Origin of the sequence: Pseudofrankia inefficax (assembly GCF_000166135.1) — a bacterium.
In the GTDB taxonomy this organism is placed as follows: Bacteria; Actinomycetota; Actinomycetes; order Frankiales; family Frankiaceae; genus Pseudofrankia; species Pseudofrankia inefficax.
This window is the reverse complement of record NC_014666.1, coordinates 3,963,639-3,986,980: the sequence shown is the minus strand read 5'-3', so window position 1 is coordinate 3,986,980 and position 23,342 is coordinate 3,963,639. Positions and strand designations below refer to the sequence as shown.

At 72.9% G+C, this 23,342-nt stretch carries 22 protein-coding genes; 14 read left to right on the top strand and 8 right to left on the bottom strand.

Features of this window, described 5'->3' with window-relative positions; translation table 11 throughout:
- Positions 1-3: 3 nt before the first annotated feature.
- The 8 genes from FRAEUI1C_RS16165 to FRAEUI1C_RS16130 form a co-directional block, all read right to left on the bottom strand.
- Positions 4-723: an ABC transporter ATP-binding protein gene (locus FRAEUI1C_RS16165; RefSeq protein WP_013424381.1), complete on the bottom strand. Its 720-nt coding sequence runs from the start codon at positions 721-723 to the stop codon at positions 4-6.
- Entirely contained in the window at positions 720-1,484 is a 765-nt protein-coding gene (locus FRAEUI1C_RS16160) for an ABC transporter ATP-binding protein (RefSeq protein WP_013424380.1), read from the bottom strand. The genes FRAEUI1C_RS16165 and FRAEUI1C_RS16160 overlap by 4 nt, the downstream gene beginning before the upstream one ends.
- Before the next feature lie 199 nt (positions 1,485-1,683).
- On the bottom strand, positions 1,684-3,021 hold the full coding sequence (locus tag FRAEUI1C_RS16155) for an ABC transporter substrate-binding protein (RefSeq protein ID WP_013424379.1): 1,338 nt from the start codon (positions 3,019-3,021) through the stop codon (positions 1,684-1,686).
- Between the two features lie 76 nt (positions 3,022-3,097).
- Positions 3,098-3,832 (bottom strand): SDR family NAD(P)-dependent oxidoreductase, encoded by a 735-nt coding sequence (locus FRAEUI1C_RS16150; protein ID WP_013424378.1) that lies wholly within the window; start codon positions 3,830-3,832, stop codon positions 3,098-3,100.
- 404 nt (positions 3,833-4,236) lie between these two features.
- Positions 4,237-6,066 (bottom strand): flavin-containing monooxygenase, encoded by a 1,830-nt coding sequence (locus FRAEUI1C_RS16145; protein WP_013424377.1) that lies wholly within the window; start codon positions 6,064-6,066, stop codon positions 4,237-4,239.
- 165 nt (positions 6,067-6,231) lie between these two features.
- Positions 6,232-7,248 carry a VOC family protein gene (locus FRAEUI1C_RS16140; protein ID WP_013424376.1) on the bottom strand — a complete coding sequence of 339 codons (1,017 nt, stop codon included), beginning with the start codon at positions 7,246-7,248 and terminating at the stop codon, positions 6,232-6,234.
- Between the two features lie 14 nt (positions 7,249-7,262).
- The gene (locus FRAEUI1C_RS16135) at positions 7,263-8,192 is read right to left on the bottom strand and encodes a cyclase family protein (protein ID WP_013424375.1); all 930 of its coding nucleotides are present in this window, start codon (positions 8,190-8,192) and stop codon (positions 7,263-7,265) included.
- Positions 8,193-8,196: 4 nt separating this feature from the next.
- Positions 8,197-8,976 (bottom strand): IclR family transcriptional regulator, encoded by a 780-nt coding sequence (locus FRAEUI1C_RS16130; RefSeq protein ID WP_013424374.1) that lies wholly within the window; start codon positions 8,974-8,976, stop codon positions 8,197-8,199.
- Between the two features lie 258 nt (positions 8,977-9,234).
- On the opposite strand from FRAEUI1C_RS16130, the gene FRAEUI1C_RS16125 reads away from it, so the two are divergent.
- Genes FRAEUI1C_RS16125 through FRAEUI1C_RS16060 form a run of 14 tightly spaced genes read left to right on the top strand, consistent with a single transcriptional unit; the run spans position 9,235 to position 23,304 of the window.
- Positions 9,235-10,077 carry an enoyl-CoA hydratase gene (locus FRAEUI1C_RS16125; RefSeq protein ID WP_013424373.1) on the top strand — a complete coding sequence of 281 codons (843 nt, stop codon included), beginning with the start codon at positions 9,235-9,237 and terminating at the stop codon, positions 10,075-10,077.
- Between the two features lie 14 nt (positions 10,078-10,091).
- The gene (locus FRAEUI1C_RS16120) at positions 10,092-11,225 is read left to right on the top strand and encodes an acyl-CoA dehydrogenase family protein (protein ID WP_013424372.1); all 1,134 of its coding nucleotides are present in this window, start codon (positions 10,092-10,094) and stop codon (positions 11,223-11,225) included.
- Positions 11,222-12,208, top strand: coding sequence for an acyl-CoA dehydrogenase family protein (locus FRAEUI1C_RS16115; protein WP_013424371.1), 987 nt, complete (start codon positions 11,222-11,224; stop codon positions 12,206-12,208). The genes FRAEUI1C_RS16120 and FRAEUI1C_RS16115 overlap by 4 nt, the downstream gene beginning before the upstream one ends.
- Positions 12,201-12,965 carry a crotonase/enoyl-CoA hydratase family protein gene (locus tag FRAEUI1C_RS16110; protein ID WP_013424370.1) on the top strand — a complete coding sequence of 255 codons (765 nt, stop codon included), beginning with the start codon at positions 12,201-12,203 and terminating at the stop codon, positions 12,963-12,965. The genes FRAEUI1C_RS16115 and FRAEUI1C_RS16110 overlap by 8 nt, the downstream gene beginning before the upstream one ends.
- Entirely contained in the window at positions 12,950-14,032 is a 1,083-nt protein-coding gene (locus FRAEUI1C_RS16105; RefSeq protein ID WP_013424369.1) for a CaiB/BaiF CoA transferase family protein, read from the top strand. The genes FRAEUI1C_RS16110 and FRAEUI1C_RS16105 overlap by 16 nt, the downstream gene beginning before the upstream one ends.
- On the top strand, positions 14,029-14,823 hold the full coding sequence (locus FRAEUI1C_RS16100; RefSeq protein WP_013424368.1) for an enoyl-CoA hydratase/isomerase family protein: 795 nt from the start codon (positions 14,029-14,031) through the stop codon (positions 14,821-14,823). Before FRAEUI1C_RS16105 ends, FRAEUI1C_RS16100 begins: the two co-directional genes overlap by 4 nt.
- Positions 14,824-14,838: 15 nt before the next feature.
- Positions 14,839-16,032: an acyl-CoA dehydrogenase family protein gene (locus FRAEUI1C_RS16095; RefSeq protein ID WP_013424367.1), complete on the top strand. Its 1,194-nt coding sequence runs from the start codon at positions 14,839-14,841 to the stop codon at positions 16,030-16,032.
- Positions 16,025-17,311, top strand: coding sequence for an acyl-CoA dehydrogenase family protein (locus FRAEUI1C_RS16090; RefSeq protein ID WP_013424366.1), 1,287 nt, complete (start codon positions 16,025-16,027; stop codon positions 17,309-17,311). The genes FRAEUI1C_RS16095 and FRAEUI1C_RS16090 overlap by 8 nt, the downstream gene beginning before the upstream one ends.
- A 10-nt stretch (positions 17,312-17,321) precedes the next feature.
- Positions 17,322-18,482, top strand: coding sequence for a thiolase family protein (locus tag FRAEUI1C_RS16085; RefSeq protein ID WP_013424365.1), 1,161 nt, complete (start codon positions 17,322-17,324; stop codon positions 18,480-18,482).
- Between the two features lie 2 nt (positions 18,483-18,484).
- The gene (locus tag FRAEUI1C_RS16080; protein WP_013424364.1) at positions 18,485-19,249 is read left to right on the top strand and encodes an SDR family NAD(P)-dependent oxidoreductase; all 765 of its coding nucleotides are present in this window, start codon (positions 18,485-18,487) and stop codon (positions 19,247-19,249) included.
- Positions 19,250-19,296: 47 nt separating this feature from the next.
- A complete protein-coding gene (locus tag FRAEUI1C_RS16075; protein WP_013424363.1) occupies positions 19,297-20,178 on the top strand; it encodes an LLM class F420-dependent oxidoreductase in 882 nt (293 codons plus the stop codon).
- On the top strand, positions 20,175-21,500 hold the full coding sequence (locus FRAEUI1C_RS16070; protein WP_013424362.1) for an acyl-CoA dehydrogenase family protein: 1,326 nt from the start codon (positions 20,175-20,177) through the stop codon (positions 21,498-21,500). The genes FRAEUI1C_RS16075 and FRAEUI1C_RS16070 overlap by 4 nt, the downstream gene beginning before the upstream one ends.
- Complete coding sequence (locus tag FRAEUI1C_RS16065; protein ID WP_013424361.1) at positions 21,497-22,261, top strand: SDR family NAD(P)-dependent oxidoreductase; 765 nt, start codon at positions 21,497-21,499, stop codon at positions 22,259-22,261. Before FRAEUI1C_RS16070 ends, FRAEUI1C_RS16065 begins: the two co-directional genes overlap by 4 nt.
- Positions 22,258-23,304, top strand: a complete 1,047-nt coding sequence (locus FRAEUI1C_RS16060) for a phosphotransferase family protein (RefSeq protein ID WP_013424360.1) — start codon at positions 22,258-22,260, stop codon at positions 23,302-23,304. The genes FRAEUI1C_RS16065 and FRAEUI1C_RS16060 overlap by 4 nt, the downstream gene beginning before the upstream one ends.
- Positions 23,305-23,342: the final 38 nt, after the last annotated feature.

The window sequence follows — 23,342 nt, the reverse complement described above, 5'->3', positions numbered from 1 at the left end:
CCCCTAGAAGCCCAGATAGGCGCGGCGGACCGCGTCGTCGGTCCGTAGTTGGTCGGCGTCGCCGGAGACGGCGATCGTGCCCGCCTCCATGACGTATCCGCGGTTCGCGATGGACAGCGCCAGGTTCGCGTTCTGCTCGACGATCAGCATGGTCGTGCCGTGGTCACGGTTGAGCCCGCCGAGCAGGTCGAAGAGACCGCGAATGATCAGCGGTGCCAGTCCGAGCGACGGCTCGTCGAGCAGCAGCAGGGCCGGGCGGCTCATGCTGGCCCGGGCGATGGCGAGCATCTGCTGCTCGCCGCCGGAGAGCGTTCCGGCGCGCTGCTCGCGACGCTCGGCCAGCCGCGGGAACGTGTCGAACCACCGCGCGATGTCGCTGCGCACGCCCTGGCGGTCCCGGCGCACGTAGGCGCCGGCCAGGAGGTTCTCCTCGACGGTCAGGTCGCCGAACGTGCCGCGTCCCTGCGGGACGTGGCTGACTCCCCGCCGCACGACGGTCTGGGGCGACAGGCCGACGAGCGACCGGCCACGCAGCCGGATCTTCCCGCCGACCGTGACCGACTCCAGCTGGGACAGCGCCCGCAGTGTCGTCGTCTTGCCCGCTCCGTTGGCGCCGAGCAGGACGACGATCTCGCTCTCCCCGACCGTGAAGTCCAGCCCGTGCAGCACCGGCGCCTGGCCGTAGGTGGCGCTCAGCCCGTCGACCTCGAGAAGTGCCGTCATGACACCGCGCTGCCCAGGTAGGCCTCGATCACCAGCGGGTCGTTCTGGATGTCGGCCGGGCGGCCCTCGGCGATCTTCTTGCCGAAGTCGAGCACCACGACCTTGTCCGAGAGGCCCATGACCATCTGCATGTGGTGCTCCACCAGCAGCAGCGTGAGGTCCCGTTCGGCCCGGAGCTGGCGCAGCGTGCCGGCCAGCTCGTCGACCTCGCTGTGGGTCAGGCCGGAGGCCGGCTCGTCCAGCAGGAGGAGCCGTGGTCCGTTGGCGATGGCGCGGGCGATCTCGATCCGCTTGAGTGTTCCGAACGGCAGCCCCGCGCACGGCAGCAGGGCGAACCGGTCAAGATCCAGCGACCGGAGGATGTCCGCGGCCCGCGACCGCAGCCTCGTCTCCTCCCGCCTGGTGCCGAACCGCAGCGGCGCGCTGAGCCAGTTCTGCCGGGACGACGAGTGCGCCCCGATCATCACGTTGTCCAGCACGGTGAGCGAAGGAAACAGCGCGAGGTTCTGGAAGGTCCGGGAGATGCCGGCCCGCGAGATTCCGTGGGCGGGGATGTGAAGGAGATCGCGGCCGTCGAATGTCAGCTTTCCCTCGGTCGGCTGATAGATGCGGTTGATGCAGTTGAAAAGCGTCGTCTTGCCCGCGCCGTTCGGGCCGATGAGGCCGCAGACCTGGCCGGCCTCGATGTCGAACGAGACGCCATCCAGGGCGACCACACCGCCGAAACGGACGCTGACGTCCTCGACGTCCAGCAGGGCCATTCGGATTCCTCCTCTCGTGACCGAACCATTTCCGTCGCGGTCAGCGCTGTGAGCTGGGCGGGAACGCTAACCAGCCGGCCGTGCGACGGTCACCGGCCATTCCCGCTCTTCGGGACCTGGCCGGACCCGGCTCGCGCCGCGCGACGGGGGCGGCAGGTGTGGGTACGGGACGGCCGCTCGCGCGGCCGTCCCGGGCCCGTCAGGCTCCGAGCTTGGCGGTGGTGCCCTCCGCGTCGAAGGTGGTGAGCTGCTTCGGGCCGTCGGTCGCGTTGTACTGCAGGACCGCGAGGCACTCGTCGACGTACGGGTCCGCCGGGCCACTGGTCTTGGCGGCGCCGCAGTACGAGTCGAACAACGTGGTGTTGAGATTCCAGGCGGCGTTCATGACGTTCACCCGGGTCAGGCCACCGGGCAGCGCCGACGCGGCCCGCAGGGTGTCGACGTACAGCTTGGCCAACCGGTATCCCACGACCGTGAAGGAGGAAACCGCGAAACCGCTGCCGCCGTACTTCGAGGCGTCCGCCGCGAAGGTCTTGACGTCGGCCTGGTCCGCGTTCACCGGCAGGGTGGGATCACGGAAGGACGCCGCGTAGACGAGGTTGTTCGCGCGGTCGCCCAGCGGCCCGAGGATGGCCTTCGACCCGCAGGTCGTGGTCTCGATGAGACCGCCCGTGTAGCCACCCTGAGCGAGGAGGTTCGGCACCTGGGCGCACACGCTGTTGAACACCATGCCGATCACGAAGTCCGGCTTGGCGGCCAGGACCGCGGTGATCTGGCTCGAGATGTTGGTCGCGGTCAGCGCGTACTTCTCACCGGCGACGATCTTCAGGCCCGCCGTCTTGGCCGCGGTGGAGAACTGGTTGATGTAGGTGGCGCCCGCGTCGTTGTCGACGGCCACGTAGCCGACCGTGGCGCCGGGCTTCTCCTGCGCGATGTACTTGGCCCAGACCACGGCCTCGGCCGCCGCCGTCGCGAAGGCGGTCGTGGTCCACGGGTGCTTCGCCGGGTCGCTGAACTGGGAGGTGGAGATCACCTCCAGCTGCGGCGTGCAGGACTTCTCGACGGCCGGCTGGACCGCCGCGGCGTTCACCGTCCCGGTCTCCCCGACGATGGAGAAGACGTGGTCCTGGCCCAGCAGGCTGGTGACCTGCGGGACGGTCTTCGTCGGGTCGTACTGGTCGTCCTTCGCGATCAGCTGGAGCTTGTGGCCGTCGACACCGTTGCTCTCCGCGTTGACCTTGTCGAAGTACAGCTTCATGCCCTGCGCGTACCCGGCTGCCACCGCGGCCGGGCCGGACAGCGCGAGTACGTCACCCACCTTGATCGTCTCGCCGCTGGCGAGCGCCGTCTTCGCGTCGGCCGGGCAGTTCGCCGCATCGACGCTGAACGAGCCGTTCGCGGCCGCGCTGTTCGCCGCGGCCGGGCTCGAACCGCCGCTGGACCCGGAGGACGCGTTCGACTTGCACGCGGAGGCGAGCACTCCGGCGGCCACCACGGCCGTTAATAATGCGGTCGACTTTCTGAGTCCTGCGTTCATTTCCCCACCTTTGTCAGATATGCAGTCGTCGTTCGGAGACAACGGGATTTCAAGGACCTACCTGGGCTCCCGGCGCTTACCGGGAGAGAGCCACACCCCCGTCCACCGCCAAGGTCTGGCCGGAGATGTGGCCGGCGTCGGGAGAGGTCAGGAACAACACGGCGGCCGCGACGTCGCCGGTGGTGCCCGCGCGCCTGTTGTCCGCCCGCGCCACCAGGCGGGCGCGCGTCTCGTCGTCGACGTCGGCGGGGAAGAATTCGGTCCCGTCCGTGAGACCCGGCGCGACGGCGTTGACGGTGATTCCCCGGGAGCCGACCTCGGCGGAGAGGCCGCGGGCCCAGGCCTCCACCGCGGCCTTCGCCACGCCGTAGCCGTAGGAGTGTGGACCGCCGGAACGCGCGGCGCCGGAGCTGAAGCCGACGATCCGCCCGCCAGGCCCGAGGCGGTCCAGCACCGCGCAGGTCAACGCCACGGTGGTGAGCAGATTGGCGCGGACCTGCCCTTCCCACAGCGCGACGACCTCGGCGAGGGAATCCGGCCGCGGCGTCCGGGTCGCCAGGTTCGCGCCGGCGGCGTTCACCAGGACGTCGATCCGCGCCGGCAGCTCGATCAGGGCCCGCTGGACCGCTACGGGATCGGCGAGATCACAGACGACCGGCCGGACCCGGTCGCCGAGCTCGGTCGCCGCTGTATTCAGCACCGCGGCTCGACGGCCGATGATGACGACCTCGTTCCCGTTCTCGACGAACGAGCGCGCGATGCTCCGGCCGATCCCGGTTCCGCCGCCGCTTATGACCACGGACCTTGACATCGCCGAGCCCCCCTCGTCTGCTCCCGCGCGGCCGGTACAACCGTCCAGCGCGACGTTCCTGTTCACGGCGATCGAGAACGCCGCAGCGTTCTGAGGCCCGGCGAAAATTGGCCATGAAAACGGAATCCGACGCAGCTGGAGGACGGTGACATCACCGTTTCCGGCAGCGCGACTCGTAATGTCGATGCCGCGGTCCCAGCGGCCCCTGGTATTGGCGGCCAAGATAGTTCCGGTACACCTGGCGGTCCAGCGGGCATTCCCGGTGGCTGGGACCGGACCCGTGGGCCGCCATATTCGCGGGTTTGCCCGCACCGGCGCCGCGAGGATTTGAATGCGCGCCGGAGCGCGGGGCCACCGGCAGTCAGGTCACGGAACGCTGGCGGGTATCCGGCGTGCCGGGATTGTCAGGAGAGCGCCTCGGTGTCGGGCACGGGGGTCAGCTCGAGCCCGAGCAGGTCACCGTCGTCCCGCCAGCGCTTGAGCATGGCGAAGTACAGCGTCGAGGTACCCGGGTGGTTCACGGCCTTCGACGGCTGGGCGTCGGGGTCGCCCTCGTTGTTCCAGCGGCCCGGCGTGCACTCCTGGAGGAACCGGCGGCCGTCTCCGATGAGGGCCAGGCCCTCCCCCGAGGTGACGCGGGCGACGTATTCCTGCTCCGCCGACCTGGCCGGGCTCCCGTACACCCCTCGCCGTTCGAACTCGCCGATGATCGCCGCGATGTGGACGGCGTTCTCCTCCAGCGTGTGGACGAAGTTGACGCCCGCCGTCCCCTGCATGTAGTTGGTCGGCTGAAAGAAGAAGTTCGGGAACCCGGCCGTCATGACCCCGTGCAGGGTCTCCGGGCCGTCCGCCCACTTCTGCGACAGCACCTCGCCGTGCGGCCCGACGACGTCGAAACCGATCCGGCTCACGTACGTCGACTCCTGGTCGAAGCCCGTCGCGAGGATCAGGCAGTCGACCGGGTACTCCTCCCCGCCGACCACGACGGCCGAGGCGGTGACGCGCTCGACGCCACGGCCGTTGGTATCGACGAGGTGCACATTGGGCCGGTTGAAGGCCGGAAGGTAGTCGTCGTGGAAGCAGGGCCGCTTGCACTGGTACCGGTAGTAGGGCTTCAACGCCTCCGCGACGGCGGGGTCGTGCACCTCCTGCGTGATCCGCGCCCGGATGTTCTCCATGTGCTGCAGGTCGATCAGCTCGCGCCGTCCCGACCGCTGTTCGGGCGTCAGCTCGCCGAGGTCGACTTCGTTCAGCATCGCGTGGAAGAAGGTCGTCCACGCGTCCCGGACCAGGTCCTCGCCGACGGCCTCCCCGTTCGTGATCCGCGTGAAGTTCTCCCGCCGGCGCCGCTGCCAGCCCGGCCGCAGCGAGGCGGCCCAGACCGGATCCGTCTCGGTGTTGTCACGCACGCCCACGGTGGACGGGGTCCGCTGGAACACGTACAGCTGCTGGGCCGCCCGCGCGACCGCCGGGACGACCTGCACCGCGGAGGCGCCGGTACCGATGATGCCGACGGTCTTGTCACCGAGCTTGTCCAGCGGCGACTGGGAGTCGCCTCCGGTGTACTCGTAGTCCCACCGGGAGGTATGGAACATCGCGCCCTTGAAGCCGTCGATGCCCGGGATCGCGGGCAGCTTCAACGAGCCGAAGGAGCCGTGCGCGACGACCACGTAGCGAGCGGCGATCCGGTCGCCCCGGCTGGTCCGCACCTGCCACGTCCCGGTCGCCGGCTCCCAGGTCATGCCGGTGACCGCGGTGTGAAACAGCGCGAGGCCGTAGAGATCGAAGTGGCGGGCGATCCGGCGGGCGTGCTCGAAGATCTCCGGCGCGTAGGAGTACCGGTGCCGGGGGATGTAGCCGAGCTCTTCGAGCATCGGCAGGTAGACGTACGACTCGACGTCGCACATCGCGCCCGGATAGCGGTTCCAGTACCAGACGCCCCCGACGTCCCCGGCCTTCTCGACCAGCCGGACCCGGGCCAGCCCCTGCTTCTTCAGGTGCAGGGCCGCGAGCAGCCCGCCGAACCCGGCGCCGACCACGACGGCGTCGACGGCGTCGGTGACCGGCTCGCGTTCGACGACCCCGGTATAGGGATCCTCCAGATACTCCGGATGCTCGGTCAGGTCGACGATGTCATGGCGCGCCGGGTCGATGCGCTTGTCGCGTTCCAGTCGGTATTTGGCCCGGGCGCGCTCAAGCTCGGTCGCGTCCACGATCGCATTGTCCTGAGTCATGACCTGTCCGTCGATAGCCGGAGAATCGTCGGCGAATCGTAAGGGGGCGGAAAGGACGTGGGCGACGCCGTCTCCCGCTGGTCGGGAGCCCGGTCGCCGCCGGACGCGGGGCCGCCCGCCACGGGCGGATCGGCCCGGCCGCGCGGGCGCGGGACGGCTTTCCGGTCATCCGCCGTCGGCACTGGGGGCTGCCGGCGGGTGCCCGGCCTGGGCGGTGCCGGGCGCGCGGTCCAGGAAGGGCCGCTGCTCCGGTGTGAACAGCTCGAACAGGTGGCCGGACGGGTCGCGGACCACCAGCACCCGGCGCGGGCCGAACGGCGGGCCGTACACCCAGCGCACCGGCCCGGCGCCGACCGGGCCATGGTCGAGGCCGGCGCTGGCCGCGCGCAGCACGTCGAAGCAGCGTCCGACGTCGTCGACCTCGATCGCGAAGCGGGCGATGCCGATGTGGTGGGCCGCCTCGCGCGGCGGCGCGGCCTGCGCGTAGGGCAGGAAGTTCTTCGAGCAGTCCAGCGAGAAGCGGTGGTCGCCCCAGCCGCGGAAGAAATGCGACTCGTAGAAGCCCAGGTCCGACCCGGCACCGAGCGACGCCGGGACGGGCTCAGGAACGGCGACTCTCATCCAGTGCTCCAGCCCCAGCACGTCACGGTAGAAACGAACCGTCTGGTCTACCGGCGCCGTCATCGCCAGGCACGTGTGGAACAGCCGCTCGGACACCGTGCCCGGCAGGTTGATGAACGAGACGAAGATCCCGTCGGGATCGGTCGTCGTGAAGTAGTTCCGTACGGTCTTCTCGTTGGTCAGCACGGCCCCGGCCTCTCGCAGCTGGGCCCGTTTGCGCTCCGGGTCCGGGTAGCAGATCCCGAGCTTCGTGATGCCGCTGTCGAGAAAGGTCCGGTAGGCGGCTCCGGTCGGCGGCGGGTTCACCCACTGGACCAGGTGGACGGCGACCGGGTCGCCTCCGGTCTGGTCCTCCAGCACAGCCGCGACGAACCGGGCCCGGTCGCAGCCGAGGCGCAGGGGCTCGAACGACTGCTCAGGCGCCTCGAAGGTGGTGACCAGGCGAAGCGGGGAGACCTTCTCGTAGAACTGGACCGACCGGTCGAGGTCGCTCACGTTCACGACCACGTGAGAGATCCGCCGGATGCGGTCGCCGATCGAGCCGGCGGCACTGGAGATCATCGGGGCTCCTCCCGCTAGCGGATCGCGACCGGGCTGACGAGACCACCGGTGCTGTTCACGAACGGCTCCGGCGTGGCGTCGAGCAGGAACGCGTACCGCCCGTCGGCGGCACACGCCTGTGCCAGGTCCTCCAGCACCCAGTTCTCCCCCAGGGGAAGGCCCATCATCACCAGGCAGAGGGTGTGCAGTGGGAGAGCGACGCCCTCGACGGCCGACGGCAGCAGCTCGGTCGGCATGTTGTCGATCGCGACGGCCGCGACGTCGCGCTCGTGGAAGTACAGCGCCGCGTCGACGTCGAGCGCCGGCACCTCGGTCCGGTACCCGGGAATGTCGCCGTCGAGGAAGAAGCGCCCCAGACCGGTGCGGACGAGGACCACGTCACCCGGCTCGACGGCGACGCCCTGGGCCCGTTCGGTGGCCTCGAGCACCTCTCGCGTGATGGCGAACTTGCGCGGCAGGTGCGCGCCGCCGACGTGGCGCGCGACGTCGAGGAGCACCCCGCGGGACAGCACCACCCCGAACCGGTCGATGCCGAGCTCGGTGGCTCCGGCCGCGGTGATGACGCCGGCGGGGATGCCGTTGTAGAGCGAGGCGCGGAAGCTGGTGTGCGAGAGGGCGTCCCAGTGCGTCGCCGTCTGCGTGGGCGTGATCACGAGATCGTCGCTGTACGCCGAGGTGTCCGGTGGCGGCGCGAGCGGCACGTTGACGGCGAGCATCGTGCGGATCGGGTTCATGCGCCCGGTCACCTCGCCGGGCAGCTGGGGCCCCCGCGGCGAGAGGTCCATGCCCAGCGGGAACGTCGTGCCGTCCGTGATGGTCGCGGCGGCCTTCCGCACGACCTCGGGGGTGATCAGGTTGAGCGTCCCACGCTGGTCCGCCGTCCCCCACCGCGACCAGTTGCGGACCTGGTCGGCCAGCGCGTCGAAGTCCTTGACGGTTGCCACGGGGTCAGAGGTCCGTGGCGCGCAGGTCGGCGGCGATGGCGCGCACATGGTGGACCAGCTGCGGTACCAGCCGTTCCAGGCTGCGGTCCTGGCGCCCGCTGAGCGAGATCGCCGCGACCGGCCCGTCGACCCCGCGGACCGCGAGCGCGACGGAACCCGTGTCGAACAGGCCTCGGACGAAGGAGAGCCCGTTGCGGTGGCGGATCGTCGACAGGTCACCGCGCAGCGCGTCCAGGTTGGACGCGCGGCCGTCGAGGGGAAGGTCGTCGTAGAGCTGGTCGAGCTGCTCGGGTGACAGCCACGCCAGGATCGCCCGGCCCGACGCGGTGCGGTGCGCCGGGGCCCGGCCGCCGACCTGGGACGGCAGCGCGGTGGCGCTCTGGCCGCCGACCTTGTCGAGGTAGTAGACGTCGCGGTAGTCGAGGACCGCGAGGTGGGCCGTCATGTCGGTGCGCAGGGCCAGCTCGTGTAACCGCGGCGCGGCGGCGGCGCGTAACGGGCCGTACTCGACGTCACGGCCGCCCAGCGACAGCGCGCGCCAGCCCAGGCGGTAGCCGGAGGCGGAGTGGGTGATCCAGCCCGTGAGCTCCAGCTGCGTGAGGATCCGGTGGGCGGTCGAGCGCGGCAGGTTGGTCGCGCTGACGACGTTCTCGAGGTTGAGCCGGGTCTTGGGCCGCTTGAACAGATCCAGAATCAGCGTCATCCGCTCGATCATGGAGGCCGGCAGGTCCTGGCCCTCCGCGAGCGCGGCTTCCGAGGGTCTGACGTCCAGTGCTGTGCTCACGCGAAGCCTCCCAAGGGGTGCCGTCCCGCCCGAGGCGGAGGACCGGGCGCGGGTTGTCGAAGGCCATACCGAACGGCCTTCAGTATCGCCGCGAGGCGATGATGCCACGCCGAAACGCCCCTGACCAGAGGCAACGGAGCATCCAGCCTGGTCACGGGCCCGGCTGGCGTTCCCGGTCTGCGGGACGCAGGGGTGCGCCGCTTCGGCCGAGCGCGCACGATCGGTGCCCGGAGCAGCCCGCCCTCAAGGAGTTCCCCTGTGTCCGAAGATCATCCGGTGCGCTACGAGCGGCGCGGGGAGGCGGCGGTCGTGACCATGGACCGCCCGGAGTACCGCAACGCGCAGAACTCGGCGATGACCTATGCGCTGGATGCGGCCTTCACCCGGGCGGTCGACGACGACGCCGTCCGGGTGATCGTGCTGGCCGGGGCGGGCCGGCATTTCTCGGCCGGCCACGACATCGGCACGCCGGGCCGCGACGTCGACGAGCACTTCGAGAACCGCGCCGTCGTCTGGTGGGACCACCTCGGGCATGCCGGCGGGGACCGGCGCTACGCCCGCGAGATGGAGGTCTACCTGGGCATGTGCCGGCGCTGGCGGGAGATCCCGAAGCCGGTGATCGGGATGGTCCAGGGCGCCTGCATCGCCGGCGGCCTGATGCTCGCGTTCACCTGCGATCTCGTCGTCGCCTCGGAGGACGCCTTCTTCGCCGACCCGGTGGTGCGGATGGGCATCCCCGGCGTCGAGTACTTCGCCCACCCGTGGGTGCTGGGCACCCGGTTCGCCAAGGAGGCGCTGTTCACCGGCGACCGGTTCAGCGCACGGCGCGCGTACGAGCTCGGCTTCGTCAGCCGCGTCGTGCCCCGCGAGGCGCTGGAGGCGGAGACCGACGCGCTCGCCGAGCGGATCGCCAGGATGCCACCGTTCGGCCTCGCGCTGACGAAGCGGGCGGTCAACCAGTGCGAGGACCTGATGGGCCTGCGCGCGGGCATGGACTCGGTGTTCGGGCTGCACCACTTCGCGCACGCGCACAACGCCGAGGTCGGCGCCGACTCGCTGGGCGGGATGGACGCGCGCGCCATGAAGACAAGCGCGACCTGAGAGCGGCTGCCACTATGGATCTTGAACTGGGCCCGTCGACCGTGGCGTTCCGCGACGAGGTGCGGGCGTGGCTCGCCGACAACGTCCCGGCGCCGCCGTTGCCGCCGTTGGACACGGCCGAGGGCTTCGCCGCGCACCGCGCGTGGGAGGCCCGGCTGGCGCAGGCTCGGCTGTCGGTCGTGTCCTGGCCGGCGGAGCTCGGCGGGCGGGACGCCTCGCTCGTGGACTGGGTGGTCTTCGAGGAGGAGTACTACGCGGCCGGCGCCCCGCCGCGGGTCAGCCAGAACGGCGTCTTCCTGCTCGCGCCGACGCTGTTCGCCCACGGCACGCCCGAGCAGCGCGCTCGGCTGCTGCCGCCGATGGCGCGCGGGGAGCAGATCTGGGCGCAGGCGTGGTCGGAGCCGGACGCCGGCTCCGACCTGGCCGCGCTGCGGTCCCGGGCCGACCGGGTCGACGGCGGCTGGCGGCTGTCCGGGCAGAAGACCTGGTCGACGCGGGCCGCGTTCGCCGACCGCGGCTTCGGGCTGTTCCGCACCGATCCCGCCGCCGAGCGCCACCGCGGCCTGACGTACTTCCTGTTCGACCTGGGCGCCGACGGGGTCACCGTCCGCGGCATCCCCCAGCTCGACGGCCGGCCCGGCTTCGCCGAGATCTTCCTGGACGACGTGTTCGTGCCCGACGAGGACGTGCTCGGGGCGCCGGGCAACGGCTGGCGGGTCGCGATGTCGACCGCGGCGAACGAGCGCGGCCTGTCGCTGCGCTCCCCCGGCCGCTTCCTCGCCTCGGCGGCCCGGCTGCGCGCGCTCGCGCTCGAACGCGGCGAGACCGGCGCGGGCGAAGGGGTGACCGGCCGCGTCGCCGACGCCTGGATCGCCGCGCGGGCCTACCAGCTGCACACCTGGCAGACCGTCACCAGACTGCTCGACGGCGGCGAGCTGGGCGCCGAGTCGTCGCTGGCCAAGATCTTCTGGTCCGACCTGGACGTCGCGCTGCACGAGACGGCGCTGGACCTGCTGGGCGCCGACGGCGAGCTGGACGGCGACTGGATGGCGGGCTACCTCTTCTCGCTCGCCGGGCCGATCTACGCCGGCACCAACGAGATCCAGCGCAACGTGGTGGCCGAGCGGATGCTGGGGCTGCCCCGATGAGGTTCCAGCCCCAGCCGGAGCAGCTCGACTACGCCGCCTCGCTGCGGGACTTCCTCGCCGCCCAGGACACCCCGTCGATCGCGCGGGCGTGGGCCGCCGGCGACCCGGCCCCGGGCCGCGCGCTGTGGCGCAAGCTCGCCGACCAGGGCGTGCTCGCCCTGGGCCTGCCACCGGAGCACGGCGGCGTCGACGCCACCCCGGTCGATCTCGTGCTCGCCTTCGAGCAGCTGGGCCGAGCCGCGGTGCCGGGCCCCTATGTCGAGTCGGTCGCGGTGCTGCCGATGCTGCTCGCCGGAACCCCGGCCGCGGACCGGCTCGAACCCATCGGCGCCGGCTCGCTCGTCGCGACCGTGGCGCTGCCCCCGCGGGTGCCCTACGCCGTCGACGCCGCCGCGGCCGACGTTTCCTTCGTCGTGACCGCCGGCGGGCTCGCCTACGCGCGGGTCACCGGCGGCCGGGACTCGGTCGACCCGTCGCGGCGCCTCGGCGTCGTCGAGGCCGGCGAGCCGCTGGGCGCGGTCGACCCCGCGGCGGCCTTCGACCGCGGCGCCCTGGCGACGGCCGCCTACCTGCTGGGAGCGGGCGCGGCACTCCTGGAGCAGACCGTCGACTACGCGAAGCTGCGCCGCCAGTTCGGTGCGCCGATCGGCTCGTTCCAGGCCGTGAAGCACCAGCTCGCCGACGTCGCGGTCGCGCTGGAGTTCGCCCGCCCGCTGCTGTCGGGCGCAGCCCTCGCCGTGGCCGGGCCGGGCGGGCCGACCGTGGGCCGAGACGTCTCGGCGGCGTGGGTCGCCTGCGCCACCGGGGCACACCTGGCGGCCCGGACGGCGCTGCAGGTGCACGGCGCGATCGGGTACACGGCGGAGCACACCCTGTCGGTCTGGCTGCTGAAGGTCCGGGCTCTGCTGTCCGCGTGGGGCACCCACCGGCTGCACCGCGGCCGGGTCTGGGCGGCGTTGGAGAGTGAGGTGGCAGGTGGCTGACGACGTGCTGGTGAGCCGCGTCGGCGCGGTCCAGGTCATCACGATCAACCGGCCGGAGGCGCGCAACGCGCTCGACCTCAGCGTCGCGACGAAGATCTGTGCCGCCGTCGACGAGCTGGACGAGACGGACGAGCTGCGCGCCGGGGTCCTCACCGGCGCGGGTGGCACCTTCTGCTCCGGGATGGACCTCAAGGCGTTCCTGCGCGGCGAGCGGCCGGTGATCGAGGGCCGCGGCCTGTGCGGCATCACCCAGACCCGGCCGCGCAAGCCGATGGTCGCGGCGGTCGAGGGCTGGGCGCTGGCCGGCGGGTTCGAGCTGGCGCTCGCCTGCGACCTGGTGGTGGCCTCGACGGCGGCCCGGTTCGGAGTACCCGAGGTGAAGCGCGGCCTGGTCGCCTCCGGCGGCGGGGCGCTCACCCTGGCCAGCCGGATCGCCCCGGCCGTCGCGCTGGAACTGCTGCTGACCGGTGAGCCGGTCGACGCGGCGCGGGCGTTCGACGTCGGCCTGGTCAACCGCCTGGCCGAGCCGGGCGAGGCGCTCCAGACGGCGGTCGAGCTCGCGACGACGATCGCGGGCAACGGCCCGCTGGCGGTGGCCGCGTCGAAGCTGCTCGCGACCGACGGGACTCAGTGGCGCGCCGACGAGCGGTGGCGCCGGCAGTCCGAGATCGTCGCGCCGGTCGCCGCGTCCGAGGACGCCCGCGAGGGTGCGCGGGCCTTCGCCGAGCGGAGGGCGCCGGTATGGCGGGGCCGCTGACCGGGCTGCGGGTGCTGGAGCTCGCCGGCCTCGGGCCGGGCCCGCACGCCGGGATGATCCTGGCCGACCTCGGCGCCGACGTGGTCCACGTCAGCCGCCCCCACGAGCAGGCGCCGGACTCGGACTTCCTGCTGCGCGGGCGGACGGCGACCGAGCTCGACCTGAAGTCGCCGGCCGGCCGGGACCGGGCCCTGGCGCTCGCCGCCGGCGCGGACGTGCTCATCGACCCGTTCCGCCCCGGGGTGCTGGAACGCCTCGGCCTCGGGCCGGCGGCCTGCCTGGCCGCGAACCCGCGGCTGGTGTACGCGCGGATCACCGGGTGGGGCCAGGACGGTCCGCTCGCGGCGCGGGCCGGCCACGACATCAACTACATCGCCCTGACCGGGGTGCTGAACGCGATCGGGCACGCGGGCGACCGGCCGGTGCCGCCGCTGAACCTCGTCGGCGACTTCGGTGGCGGCTCGATGTTCCTGCTCGTGGGCATCCTCGCCGCGCTGTGGGAGCGGGAACGGTCCGGCGCCGGTCAGGTCGTCGACGCGGCGATGGTGGACGGAGTGAGCGTGCTGAGCCAGATGATCTGGTCGTTCCGGGCCGACGGGAGGTGGTCGGACCGCCGGGGGACGAACGCCCTCGACTCGGGGGCGCCCTATTACGACACCTACGAGTGCGCCGACGGCCGGTACGTCGCCGTCGGCGCGGTCGAGCCGAAGTTCTACGCCCAGCTGCTCGACGGGCTCGGTCTCGCCGCCGCGGACCTGCCCGCCCAGCGGGACCGCGCCGGCTGGCCACTGCTGCGGGACCGGATCGCCGCGGCCTTCCGGTCCCGAGGCCGGGACGAGTGGGCGGTGGTGTTCGCCGACCGCGACGCGTGTGTCACCCCGGTCCTGTCGTTCGCCGAGGCACCGGACCATCCGCAGCTCGCCACCCGGCGGACGTTCGCCCCCGTCGCCGGCGACCTGCAGCCCGCGCCGGCGCCCCGGTTCTCGCGCAGCGCTCCCGCCGCGCCGAGCCGCCCGCGCCGAGCCGGCGCCGACGCGATCGCTCAGCGCTGGGCCACGTCGCGATGACGGTCCTGGTCTCCCGGCCGGCCGAGCACGTCGCCGTCGTGACGCTCAACCGCCCGGACTCGCTGAACTCCGTCACCCACGAGCTGCTCACCGACCTGGGCCGGGCCTTCGCCGGCCTCGACGCCGACCGCGACGTGCGGGCGATCGTCCTCGCCGGCGCCGGCCGGGGCTTCTGCGCCGGGCTGGACCTGCGTGCCCCGGGCCGGCCGCCGAACAGCGACGACCTCGGCGAGGTGCCGTACAAGTTCCGGTTCCAGCGGGCCTTCTCAGCACTGGTCGAGTCGATGCACGCGCTGCGCCCCGCGCTCGTCGCGGCGGTGCACGGCCCGGCGGTCGGCGCCGGCCTGGCGCTCGCGCTGGCCTGCGACACCAGGGTCGCCGGCCCGGGGGCGCGGTTCGGCGTCGGGCCGGTGCGGATCGGGCTGTCCGGGGCGGACGTGGGCATCTCCTACCACCTGCCGCGCGCGGTCGGCACCACGCTCGCCTTCGAGATGATGTTGACCGGCCGGATCATCGACGCGCGGGAGGCCGACGCGCGGGGCCTGGTGCTGCGGGTCGTGGACGATCCGCTCGCCGGCGCCGTCGAGGTCGCGGCCGCGATCGCGGCGAACGCGCCGTTCGCGCTCTGGACGACCCGTGACGTGATGCTCGCGAACGTCGATGCGCCCTCGCTGCGCCATGCCGTCGTCCAGGAGGACCGCGCCCAGGTGCTGGTCAGCCTGACCGCCGACAGCCGGGAGGGCCGCCAGGCGTTCGCCGAGCGCAGGACCGCGAAGTACCAGGACGGATGAGGTAGGCGAACGGCTATGGAACTCGCGGAACCGGTACTCACCGAGGAGCAGCGCGCGCTGCGCGCGGCGACCTCGCGCTTCGCGCGCGCCCAGTACCCGCTCAGCCGGGTCAGGGAGGTCGCCGACAGCGGTGCGCAGGTGCCGTCGGACTACCTGCGGCAGGCGGCCGAGCTGGGCTGGTTCGCCATGCTCGTCCCGGAGAAGCACGGCGGCGGGACGGTCTCCGGCCGGCCGGGGGCGGACGCGGTGGTGATCGCGCAGGAGCGCGGCCGGTGGCTGCAGCCGGTGGCGTTCGTCCCGGCGAACGTGGTGGCGCTCGCGCTGGCCGAGGCAGGCGACGAGTCCCAGCAGGGCGCGGTTCTTCCCGGTGTTCTCGAGGGCGTCCTGCGGGTGAGCTGGGCTTTCGCCGACGACCGCGACACCGGTGCCCTCGGCGCCGTCACCTACGCCCGGACCGCCGGCGGCCTGCGCCTGTCGGGGCTCGCGACGCCGGTGCAGGACGCCGACCTGGCCGACGTGCTGCTGGTGACCGCGACCGGCCCCGACGGCGTGGCCCAGGCACTCGTCCGCCAGGACACCCCAGGGCTCACCGTGACGGCATTGGCCTCACTCGACGTCACCCGCCGATTCGGCTCGGTCCGGTTCGACGGTGTGGAGGTCGCCGCGGCGGACGTCGTCGGCGAGGTGGGCGAGGCTGCCGGCGCGCTGGCGCAACGGCAGCTCGACCTCGCCGCTGTGCTGACGGCGGCCGAGATGGTCGGCGCGATGAGCGCCGACCTGGAGCTCGCGATCGACTACGCGAAGAGCCGGACCGCCTTCGGCCGGCCGATCGGCTCGTTCCAGGCGCTCAAGCACCAGCTCGCCGACGCCGCCGCGCTCGTCGAGGCCGGCAAGGCCGCCGTCGACGCGGCGGCCGAGGCCCTCGACGGCACGGGCCCCGGGGACGCCGCGTCGGTGGCCAAGGCCTTCGTCAGCCGCGCCGCCGTCGAGGTCGCGCACACCTGCTGGCAGGTGTTCGGCGGCATCGCCTTCACCTGGGAGCACGACCAGCACCTCTACCTGCGCCGGCTCACCACCGACGCCGCGCTCTACGGCGACGAGGCGCACCACTACCGAAGGGTCCTCGCGCTCCACGACCTGCCCGACGCGCCACCAAGCCCAGCCACCCCGTGGCGCGGGCAGCAGGAGGGGAAGGACGGCGATGACTGAGCCCGACGACGCCACCGTCGACCTGGAGACGTTCCGGACCGAGGCCCGAGCCTGGATCCACGCGAACCTCGAACCGGCCGCCGGGCCGCCCACCACGCCGGAGCGCTGGACGCCCGAGCTGCTGGCCCCGGAGCGGGCGCTGCAACGACGGATCTTCGACGGCGGGTTCGCCGGCATCGCCTGGCCGGCCGAGTACGGCGGCCGGGGCCTCACCCCGTCGCACGAACGGGTCTTCCAGCAGGAGGCCGCGGCGTTCCGCACCCCCCGGTTCGGGATCGCCGGCCAGACCACCTTCGACATCTGCATCCCCACGATGCTCGGCTGCGCGTCGCCGGAGTTCCTGCGCCGCCATGTGCCGCGGGTCCTCGCCGGAGACGAGCTGTGGGTGCAGTTCTACTCGGAGCCGCAGGCCGGCTCGGACCTGGCCGGGGTGCGCAGCTCCGCGGTCCGGGAGGACGGCGGCTGGCGCCTCAACGGCGCCAAGATGTGGTCCAGCGCCGCGTACTACGCCGACTACGGCATGTGCCTGGTCAGGACCGACTGGACGGTCCCCAAGCACCGCGGCCTGACCTGGTTCGCCGTGCCGATCCAGGCGCCCGGCGTGGAAGTCCGGATGATCCGCCAGATCGACGACCGCGCCGAGCTGTGCCAGGAGTTCTTCGACGACGTCCGGCTGGACGACGCCGATGTGATCGGGGACGTGAACGGCGGCTGGCCGATCACCAGGCGCCTGCTCGCCCTGGAGCGCGGCGGCGGCTCCCGGGCCGAGTCGGGCCGCACCGCCACCCCGGCCCGGGAGTTCCCGGACGACCTCGTCGCGCTGGCCACCGCGGCCGGGCGCCTCGGCGACCCACACGTCCGCGAGCTCATCGCCACCGCCCACGTCAACGACCGCGTCTACGACGCGGTCATGCGCCGCGTCGTCGCGCTCGGGCGGGCAGGTGGGCGCGACAGCGCGTCGGTGGCCTCCTACGGAAAGCTCCTGCGTGGCACGTTCACGCCGCTGCGCGCCCGGATGGCGCTGGAGATCGGCGGCGCGGCGGCGGCCACCTGGGACCCGGCCGCGCCGGTGGGTCCCGCCGGCGCGGCCGTCTTCGCGTACCTCAACTGCCGGATGCCGAGCATCGCCGGCGGCACCAACGAGATGCAGCGCAACGCGATCAGCGAACAGATCCTCGGGCTCCCGCGTGAGCCCAGCTACGACAGCGCGCGCCCCTACGCGGAGGTGCTGCGCGACATCGACTCCTGGCAGAACGGGCCGAAGGGCGACCAGGCGTGAGGAGCAGATCATGACACGGGACGCGGTCATCGTCGCCGCCGTGCGTACCCCGATCGGCCGGCGGAACGGCTCGCTGGCCGGCAGCCACGGCATCGACGTCAGCGCGCACGTGCTGTGCGAGCTGGAGCGGCGCTCGGGCGTCGACCCGAGCCTCGTGGACGACGTGATCTGGGGCTGCGTCCAGCAGGTCGGCGAGCAGGCCGTCAACATCGGCCGCAACGCGGTGCTGTCCGCGGGCTGGCCCCAGACCGTGCCCGCGACGACCGTCGACCGCCAGTGCGGGTCCTCCCAGCAGAGCGTCCACTTCGCCGCCGCCGGGCTGGTCGCCGGCCACTACGACGTCGTCGTCGCCGGCGGCGTCGAGATGATGTCGCGGATCCCGCTGGGCTCGGCCCGCGGCGCCGGCCTCGGCCAGCCGATCACCGACGCCATCCGCGCCCGGTATGGCGTCGACGGCTTCAACCAGGGCCTGGGCGCCGAGATGATGGCCGAGAAGTGGGGCCTGTCGCGGACCGAGCTCGACGAGTTCGCCGCCCGGTCGCACGAGAAGGCCGCGGCCGCGATCGACGCCGGGACCTTCAAGGCCGAGATCGCCCCGTACCCGCTGCCGGACGGTTCCGTCTTCGACACCGACGAGGGGATTCGCCGGGGGACGACGGCAGAGCGGCTGGCCGGGCTGAAGCCGGCGTTCAGGCCGGACGGCGTGATCCACGCCGGCAACGCCTCGCAGATCAGCGACGGCGCCGCCGCGATCCTGCTGACGACGAGCGACCGCGCCCGCGAGCTCGGGCTGGCCCCGCTCGCCCGGGTGCACACGGCGGTGCTCGCCGCCGACGACCCGGTGATGATGCTGAGCGCCCCGATCCCGGCGACCCGGAAGGCGCTGTCCCGGTCCGGGCTGCGGATCGGCGACGTCGGCGTCTTCGAGGTCAACGAGGCGTTCGCCCCGGTCCCGCTGGCCTGGCTGGCCGAGACCGGGGCGGACCCGGCGGCGCTGAACCCGAACGGCGGGGCCATCGCGCTGGGGCACCCGCTCGGCGCCTCCGGCGCGCGGATCATGACGACGCTCGTCCACCACATGCGTGACAACGGCATCCGCTACGGACTGCAGACCATGTGCGAGGGCGGCGGCCTGGCCAACGCCACCATCCTTGAACTGCTGGGAGCCTGATCGTGAACCTGGACGGAACTGTCGCGCTCGTCACCGGAGGCGCCTCCGGTCTCGGGGCTGCCTCGGCGGCCCGCCTGATCGACGAGGGCGCCCGGGTGGTGATCCTCGACCTGCCGGCGTCGCGCGGCAAGGAGGTCGCCGCCGAGCTCGGCCCGCTGGCCACCTTCGCGCCGGGTGACGTCGCCGAGCCGGACGACGTCGAGGCCGCGGTGCGCACGGCGGAGGGCATCGGCCCGCTGCGCGCCCTGGTGCACTGCGCCGGGATCGGCAACGCCATCCGGCTCGTCGGCCGCGACGGCACGCCCGGCACCCTGGAGGACTTCACGCGGATCCTGCGGGTGAACCTGGTCGGGACGTACAACGTGCTGCGGCTCGCGGCGGCGAGCATGGCGAAGAACGAGGAGATCGACGGCGAGCGGGGCGCGTGCGTGCTGACCGCGTCCGTCGCCGCGTTCGACGGGCAGATCGGCCAGATCGCCTACTCCGCGTCCAAGGGCGGCGTCGCCGCGATGACGCTGGTCGCCGCGCGGGACCTGGCCAACCGGAGGATCCGGGTCTGCACGATCGCGCCGGGCCTGCTCGACACCCCCCTGCTCGGCCGGCTGCGCGAGGACATCAGGCTCGCCCTCGCCGCGACGGTGCCGAACCCGCAGCGCCTCGGCCAGCCGGCCGAGTACGCGGACCTGGCGACGACGATCCTGCGCAACGCCTACCTCAACGGCGAGACCATCCGCCTCGACGGCGCCCTGCGCATGGCGCCGCGCTGAGTCACCGCGACGCGCACCGCTCCCCACTACCCAGGTTGAGAGGATTCATGGGCAAGTTCGGCGTGCGCATCACCGGCGCCCGGATGCGGGACTGCAAAGCCATCGCGGAGATCTACGAGGACGCGGGCTTCGAGTCGATCTGGGTGCCCGACCATCTCGCGCTGCCCGTCGAGATGCCGACCGACTACCCCTACCGGTCCGACGGGACTCTGCCGTTCGGCACCGACGTGGCGCTGTACGACCCGTGGCTGTGGCTGTCGTACCTGGCCGCCGCGACCGAGCGGGTCAAGCTCGCCACCGGAGTCTTCATCCTGCCGCTGCGGCATCCGCTGCCGACGGCCCGCAGCCTGGTCACGCTGGACCGGCTGTCCGGCGGCCGGGCGGTCCTCGGGATCGGCGTCGGCTGGCTCGACGCGGAGTTCGACTGGGTCGGGCAGGCCTTCAAGGACCGGGGCCGGCGCACCGACGCGACCATCAGGGCGCTGCGTGCGCTGTGGACCGAGGACGTCACCGAGGTCCACGACGAGTTCTTCGACTTCGGCCCGACCAGGTTCCGGCCCAAGCCGGTGCACAGGTCGATCCCGATCGAGATCGGCGGCAAGTCGGCGGCGGCGCTGCGGCGGACCGCGGAGCTCGGCGACGGCTGGATCGAGGTCGGCTCCCGGACCGTCGACGTCTTCGGCGAGCGGGTCAGGGACCTGCACGGCCGGCGCGCCGAGCTCGGCCGCACCGGGCCGTTCGAGGTCACCGTCTCCGACCGCTCGCTCCTGAAGGCCGCGACCGGCTTCAAGGAGCTCTTCGACGCCGGCGCGACCCGGATCGTCGTGGACCCGCCGCGCTCGCCCGCCGGCGCCATCGAGGTCGACCAGCTCGCCGAGTGGGCCAAGGCCTTCGCCCGCGACAACATCCTCCCGCTGGCGGACGCATGATCGCGCCCGAGCAGGGCGAGGACCTGGACTTCGCCGTCGGCGAGGAGTTCGCGGCCAAGCTGCGCTGGGCCGACGAGTTCGTCAGCACCGAGGTCGAGCCGCTCGACCAGGTGCTCGGCCACCCCTGCGACCTGGCCGACCCGCGCCGGGCCGCGCTGGTCCCCCCGCTGCAGCGGCAGGTGCGCGAGGCCGGCCTGTGGGCCTGCCATCTCGGCCCCGAGCTCGGCGGACCCGGGTACGGCCAGGTCCGGCTCGGCCTGCTCAACGAGATCCTCGGCCGGTCCCGCTGCGCCCCGGTCGTGTTCGGCTGCCAGGCGCCGGACTCCGGCAACGCCGAGATCCTGGCCCGGTTCGGGACCGCCGAGCACCAGCGGCGTTATCTGCGCCCGCTGCTGGACAACGAGATCGTCTCCTGCTTCTCGATGACCGAGCCGCAGGGCGGCTCGGACCCGACCGAGTTCACCCTGCGGGCCGAGCCGGACGGCGACGAGTGGGTGCTCAACGGCGAGAAGTGGTTCTCGTCCAACGCCGCGTTCGCCGCCTTCGCGCTGGTCCTCGCGGTGACCGAGCCGGACGCGCGGCGCCACCGGCGGCTGTCGATGTTCATCGTGCCGACGGCCACACCCGGCTTCGAGATCATCCGCAACGTCGCCAACTACGGCGACCTGCCGGGGACGGGCACCCACTCCTACGTCCGCTACGACAACGTCCGCATCCCCGGAGCGAACCTGCTCGGCGAGCGCGGCGGCGGCTTCGTGGTCGCGCAGGTCCGGCTCGGTGGCGGCCGGGTCCACCACGCGATGCGCTCGGTGGGACTGGTCCGCCGCGCCCTGGACATGATGTGCGAGCGGGCGTTGTCCCGCCGCTCCGGCGGACGGCTGCTCGCGGACACCCAGCTCGTCCAGGCCATGATCGCCGACACCTGGCTGCAGATCGAGCAGTTCCGGCTGCTCGTGCTGCGCACCGCGGCCCGCATCGACCGGTACCAGGACTACAACCGGGTCCGCACCGACATCGCGGCGGTGAAGATCGCTCTGCCGACCGTCGTGCACGACGTCGCCGCCCGCGCGGTGCAGCTGCACGGCTCACTCGGGATCTCCGACGAGCTGCCGCTGGCGCGCTGGGTGCTCGACTCCTTCTACCTGGGGCTCGCCGACGGGGCGACCGACATCCACCGGATGAACCTCGGCCGGCTGGTGCTGCGCGAGCATGAGGCGCACGACGGCCTGTTCCCCACCGGCCACCTGCCACGGCTGCGCGCCGAGGCACTGGCGAAGTACACGGCCGAGGTCCCGGACCTGCTCCTCGTGGACGAGCGGTGAGCGACGAGCTGGCCGGGAAGGTCGCGGTGATCACCGGGGCGACCCGGGGCCTCGGCCGGGCCATGGCGTTCGCCTTCGCCGAGGCCGGCGCGACCGTCGTCGTCGCCAGCCGCAAGGCCGACGCCTGCGACGGCGTCGCCGCCGAGATCACCGCGGCCACCGGCCGCGCCGCGCTGCCCGTCCCGTGCCACGTCGGGCACTGGCCGGCCTGCCAGGCGCTCGTCGAGACCGTCGTGGACCGGCTCGGCCACCTCGACGTGCTGGTCAACAACGCCGGGATGTCGCCCCTCTACCCGTCGCTGCCCGAGGTCACCGAGGACCTCTACGACAAGGTGCTCGCCGTCAACCTGAAGGGCCCGTTCCGGCTGTCGGTGCTCGCCGCCGAGCACATGGCCGGGCTGCCGGACGGCGGCAGCATCGTCAGTGTCAGCAGCATCGCCGCCGGCCGGCCCAAGGCGCACGAGCTGCCCTACGGGATCGCCAAGGCGGGCCTGCACGCGCTGTCGACCGGGATCGCGCACGCCTACGGGCCGAAGGTCCGCGCGAACGTCATCATGGCCGGGCCGTTCCTGACCGACGTGGCCAGGTCGTGGGACATGGCGGCCTTCACCGAGCGGGCCCAGCGGGAGATTCCGCTCCAGCGGGCCGGGCGGCCGGAGGAGATCGTGGGCGCCGCGCTCTACCTGGCCGGACCCGCGTCGAGCTTCACGTCCGGCGCGGTCCTCAAGGTCGACGGCGGGCTGCTGTGGAGCCCCTCGTGAGCGTCGACGCGGCTCGCTACGGTGTCGATCTGGCGGCGCTGGCCGGCTGGCTGCGCCGGGAGGGCGTCGCGGCCGGGCCGGTCGAGGTCGTCGAGGCGATCTCCGGCGGGACGCAGAACGTGCTGCTGCGGCTGCGCGCGGGCGGCGCCGACTACGTGCTGCGCCGGCCGCCGGTGCACAAGAAGCCCCGCGACGACGACACGATGCGCCGCGAGATGCGGCTGCTGGCCGCGCTCGCGGGGACGGATGTGCCACACCCGGCCTACGTCGCCGGCTGCGCCGACCCGGCGGTCCTCGGCGCGGCCTTCTACCTGATGGCGCCGCTGGACGGGGCCAACCCGAACGTCGCGCTGCCGCCCGGGTACGTCGCCGAGCCGCGGTGGCGTCACCAGCTGGGGCTGGAGGTCGCGGCCACGGCCGCCCGCGTCGGCGACGTCGACTACGCGGCGATCGGGCTGGCCGACTTCGGCCGCGCCGAGGGCTACCTCGACCGGCAGGTCACGCGCTGGCTGCGTCAGCTCGAGTCCTACCGGGAGCTGGCGGGCTACCCACCGGACCGGCGGCCGCCGCACGTCGACGAGATCGGGCGCTGGCTCGCCGACCGCAAGCCGGCGGCCTTCACCCCGGGCCTGATCCACGGCGACTTCCACCTGGCCAACGTGATGGTGGCGCACGACCGCCCGGAGGTCATCGGCGTCATCGACTGGGAGCTGTCGACCCTCGGCGACCCGCTGATCGACCTCGGCTGGCTGCTCGCGACCTGGCCGGACGGCGACCCGCGGGCGCCCGGCGTCAAGGGGGCCGAGCCCTGGGACGGCTTCCCCACCCCGGCTGAGCTGGTCGAGAGCTACGCCAGGACCACCACCAGGCCGGTTGGCCACGTCGAGTGGTACACGGTCCTCGCCTGCTTCAAGCTGGGCGTCATCCTGGAGGGCACCTACGCCCGTGCCCGCGCCGGGCTAGCGCCAGCGCCACTCGGCGAGCGGTTCCGCCAGGCGTCGCGCAACGCGCTCAGCCGCGCCTGGTCCATCGTCGACGGGTAGGCGCTGCCAGGGCCCCAAGCCCTGCCGCTGGCTCGATC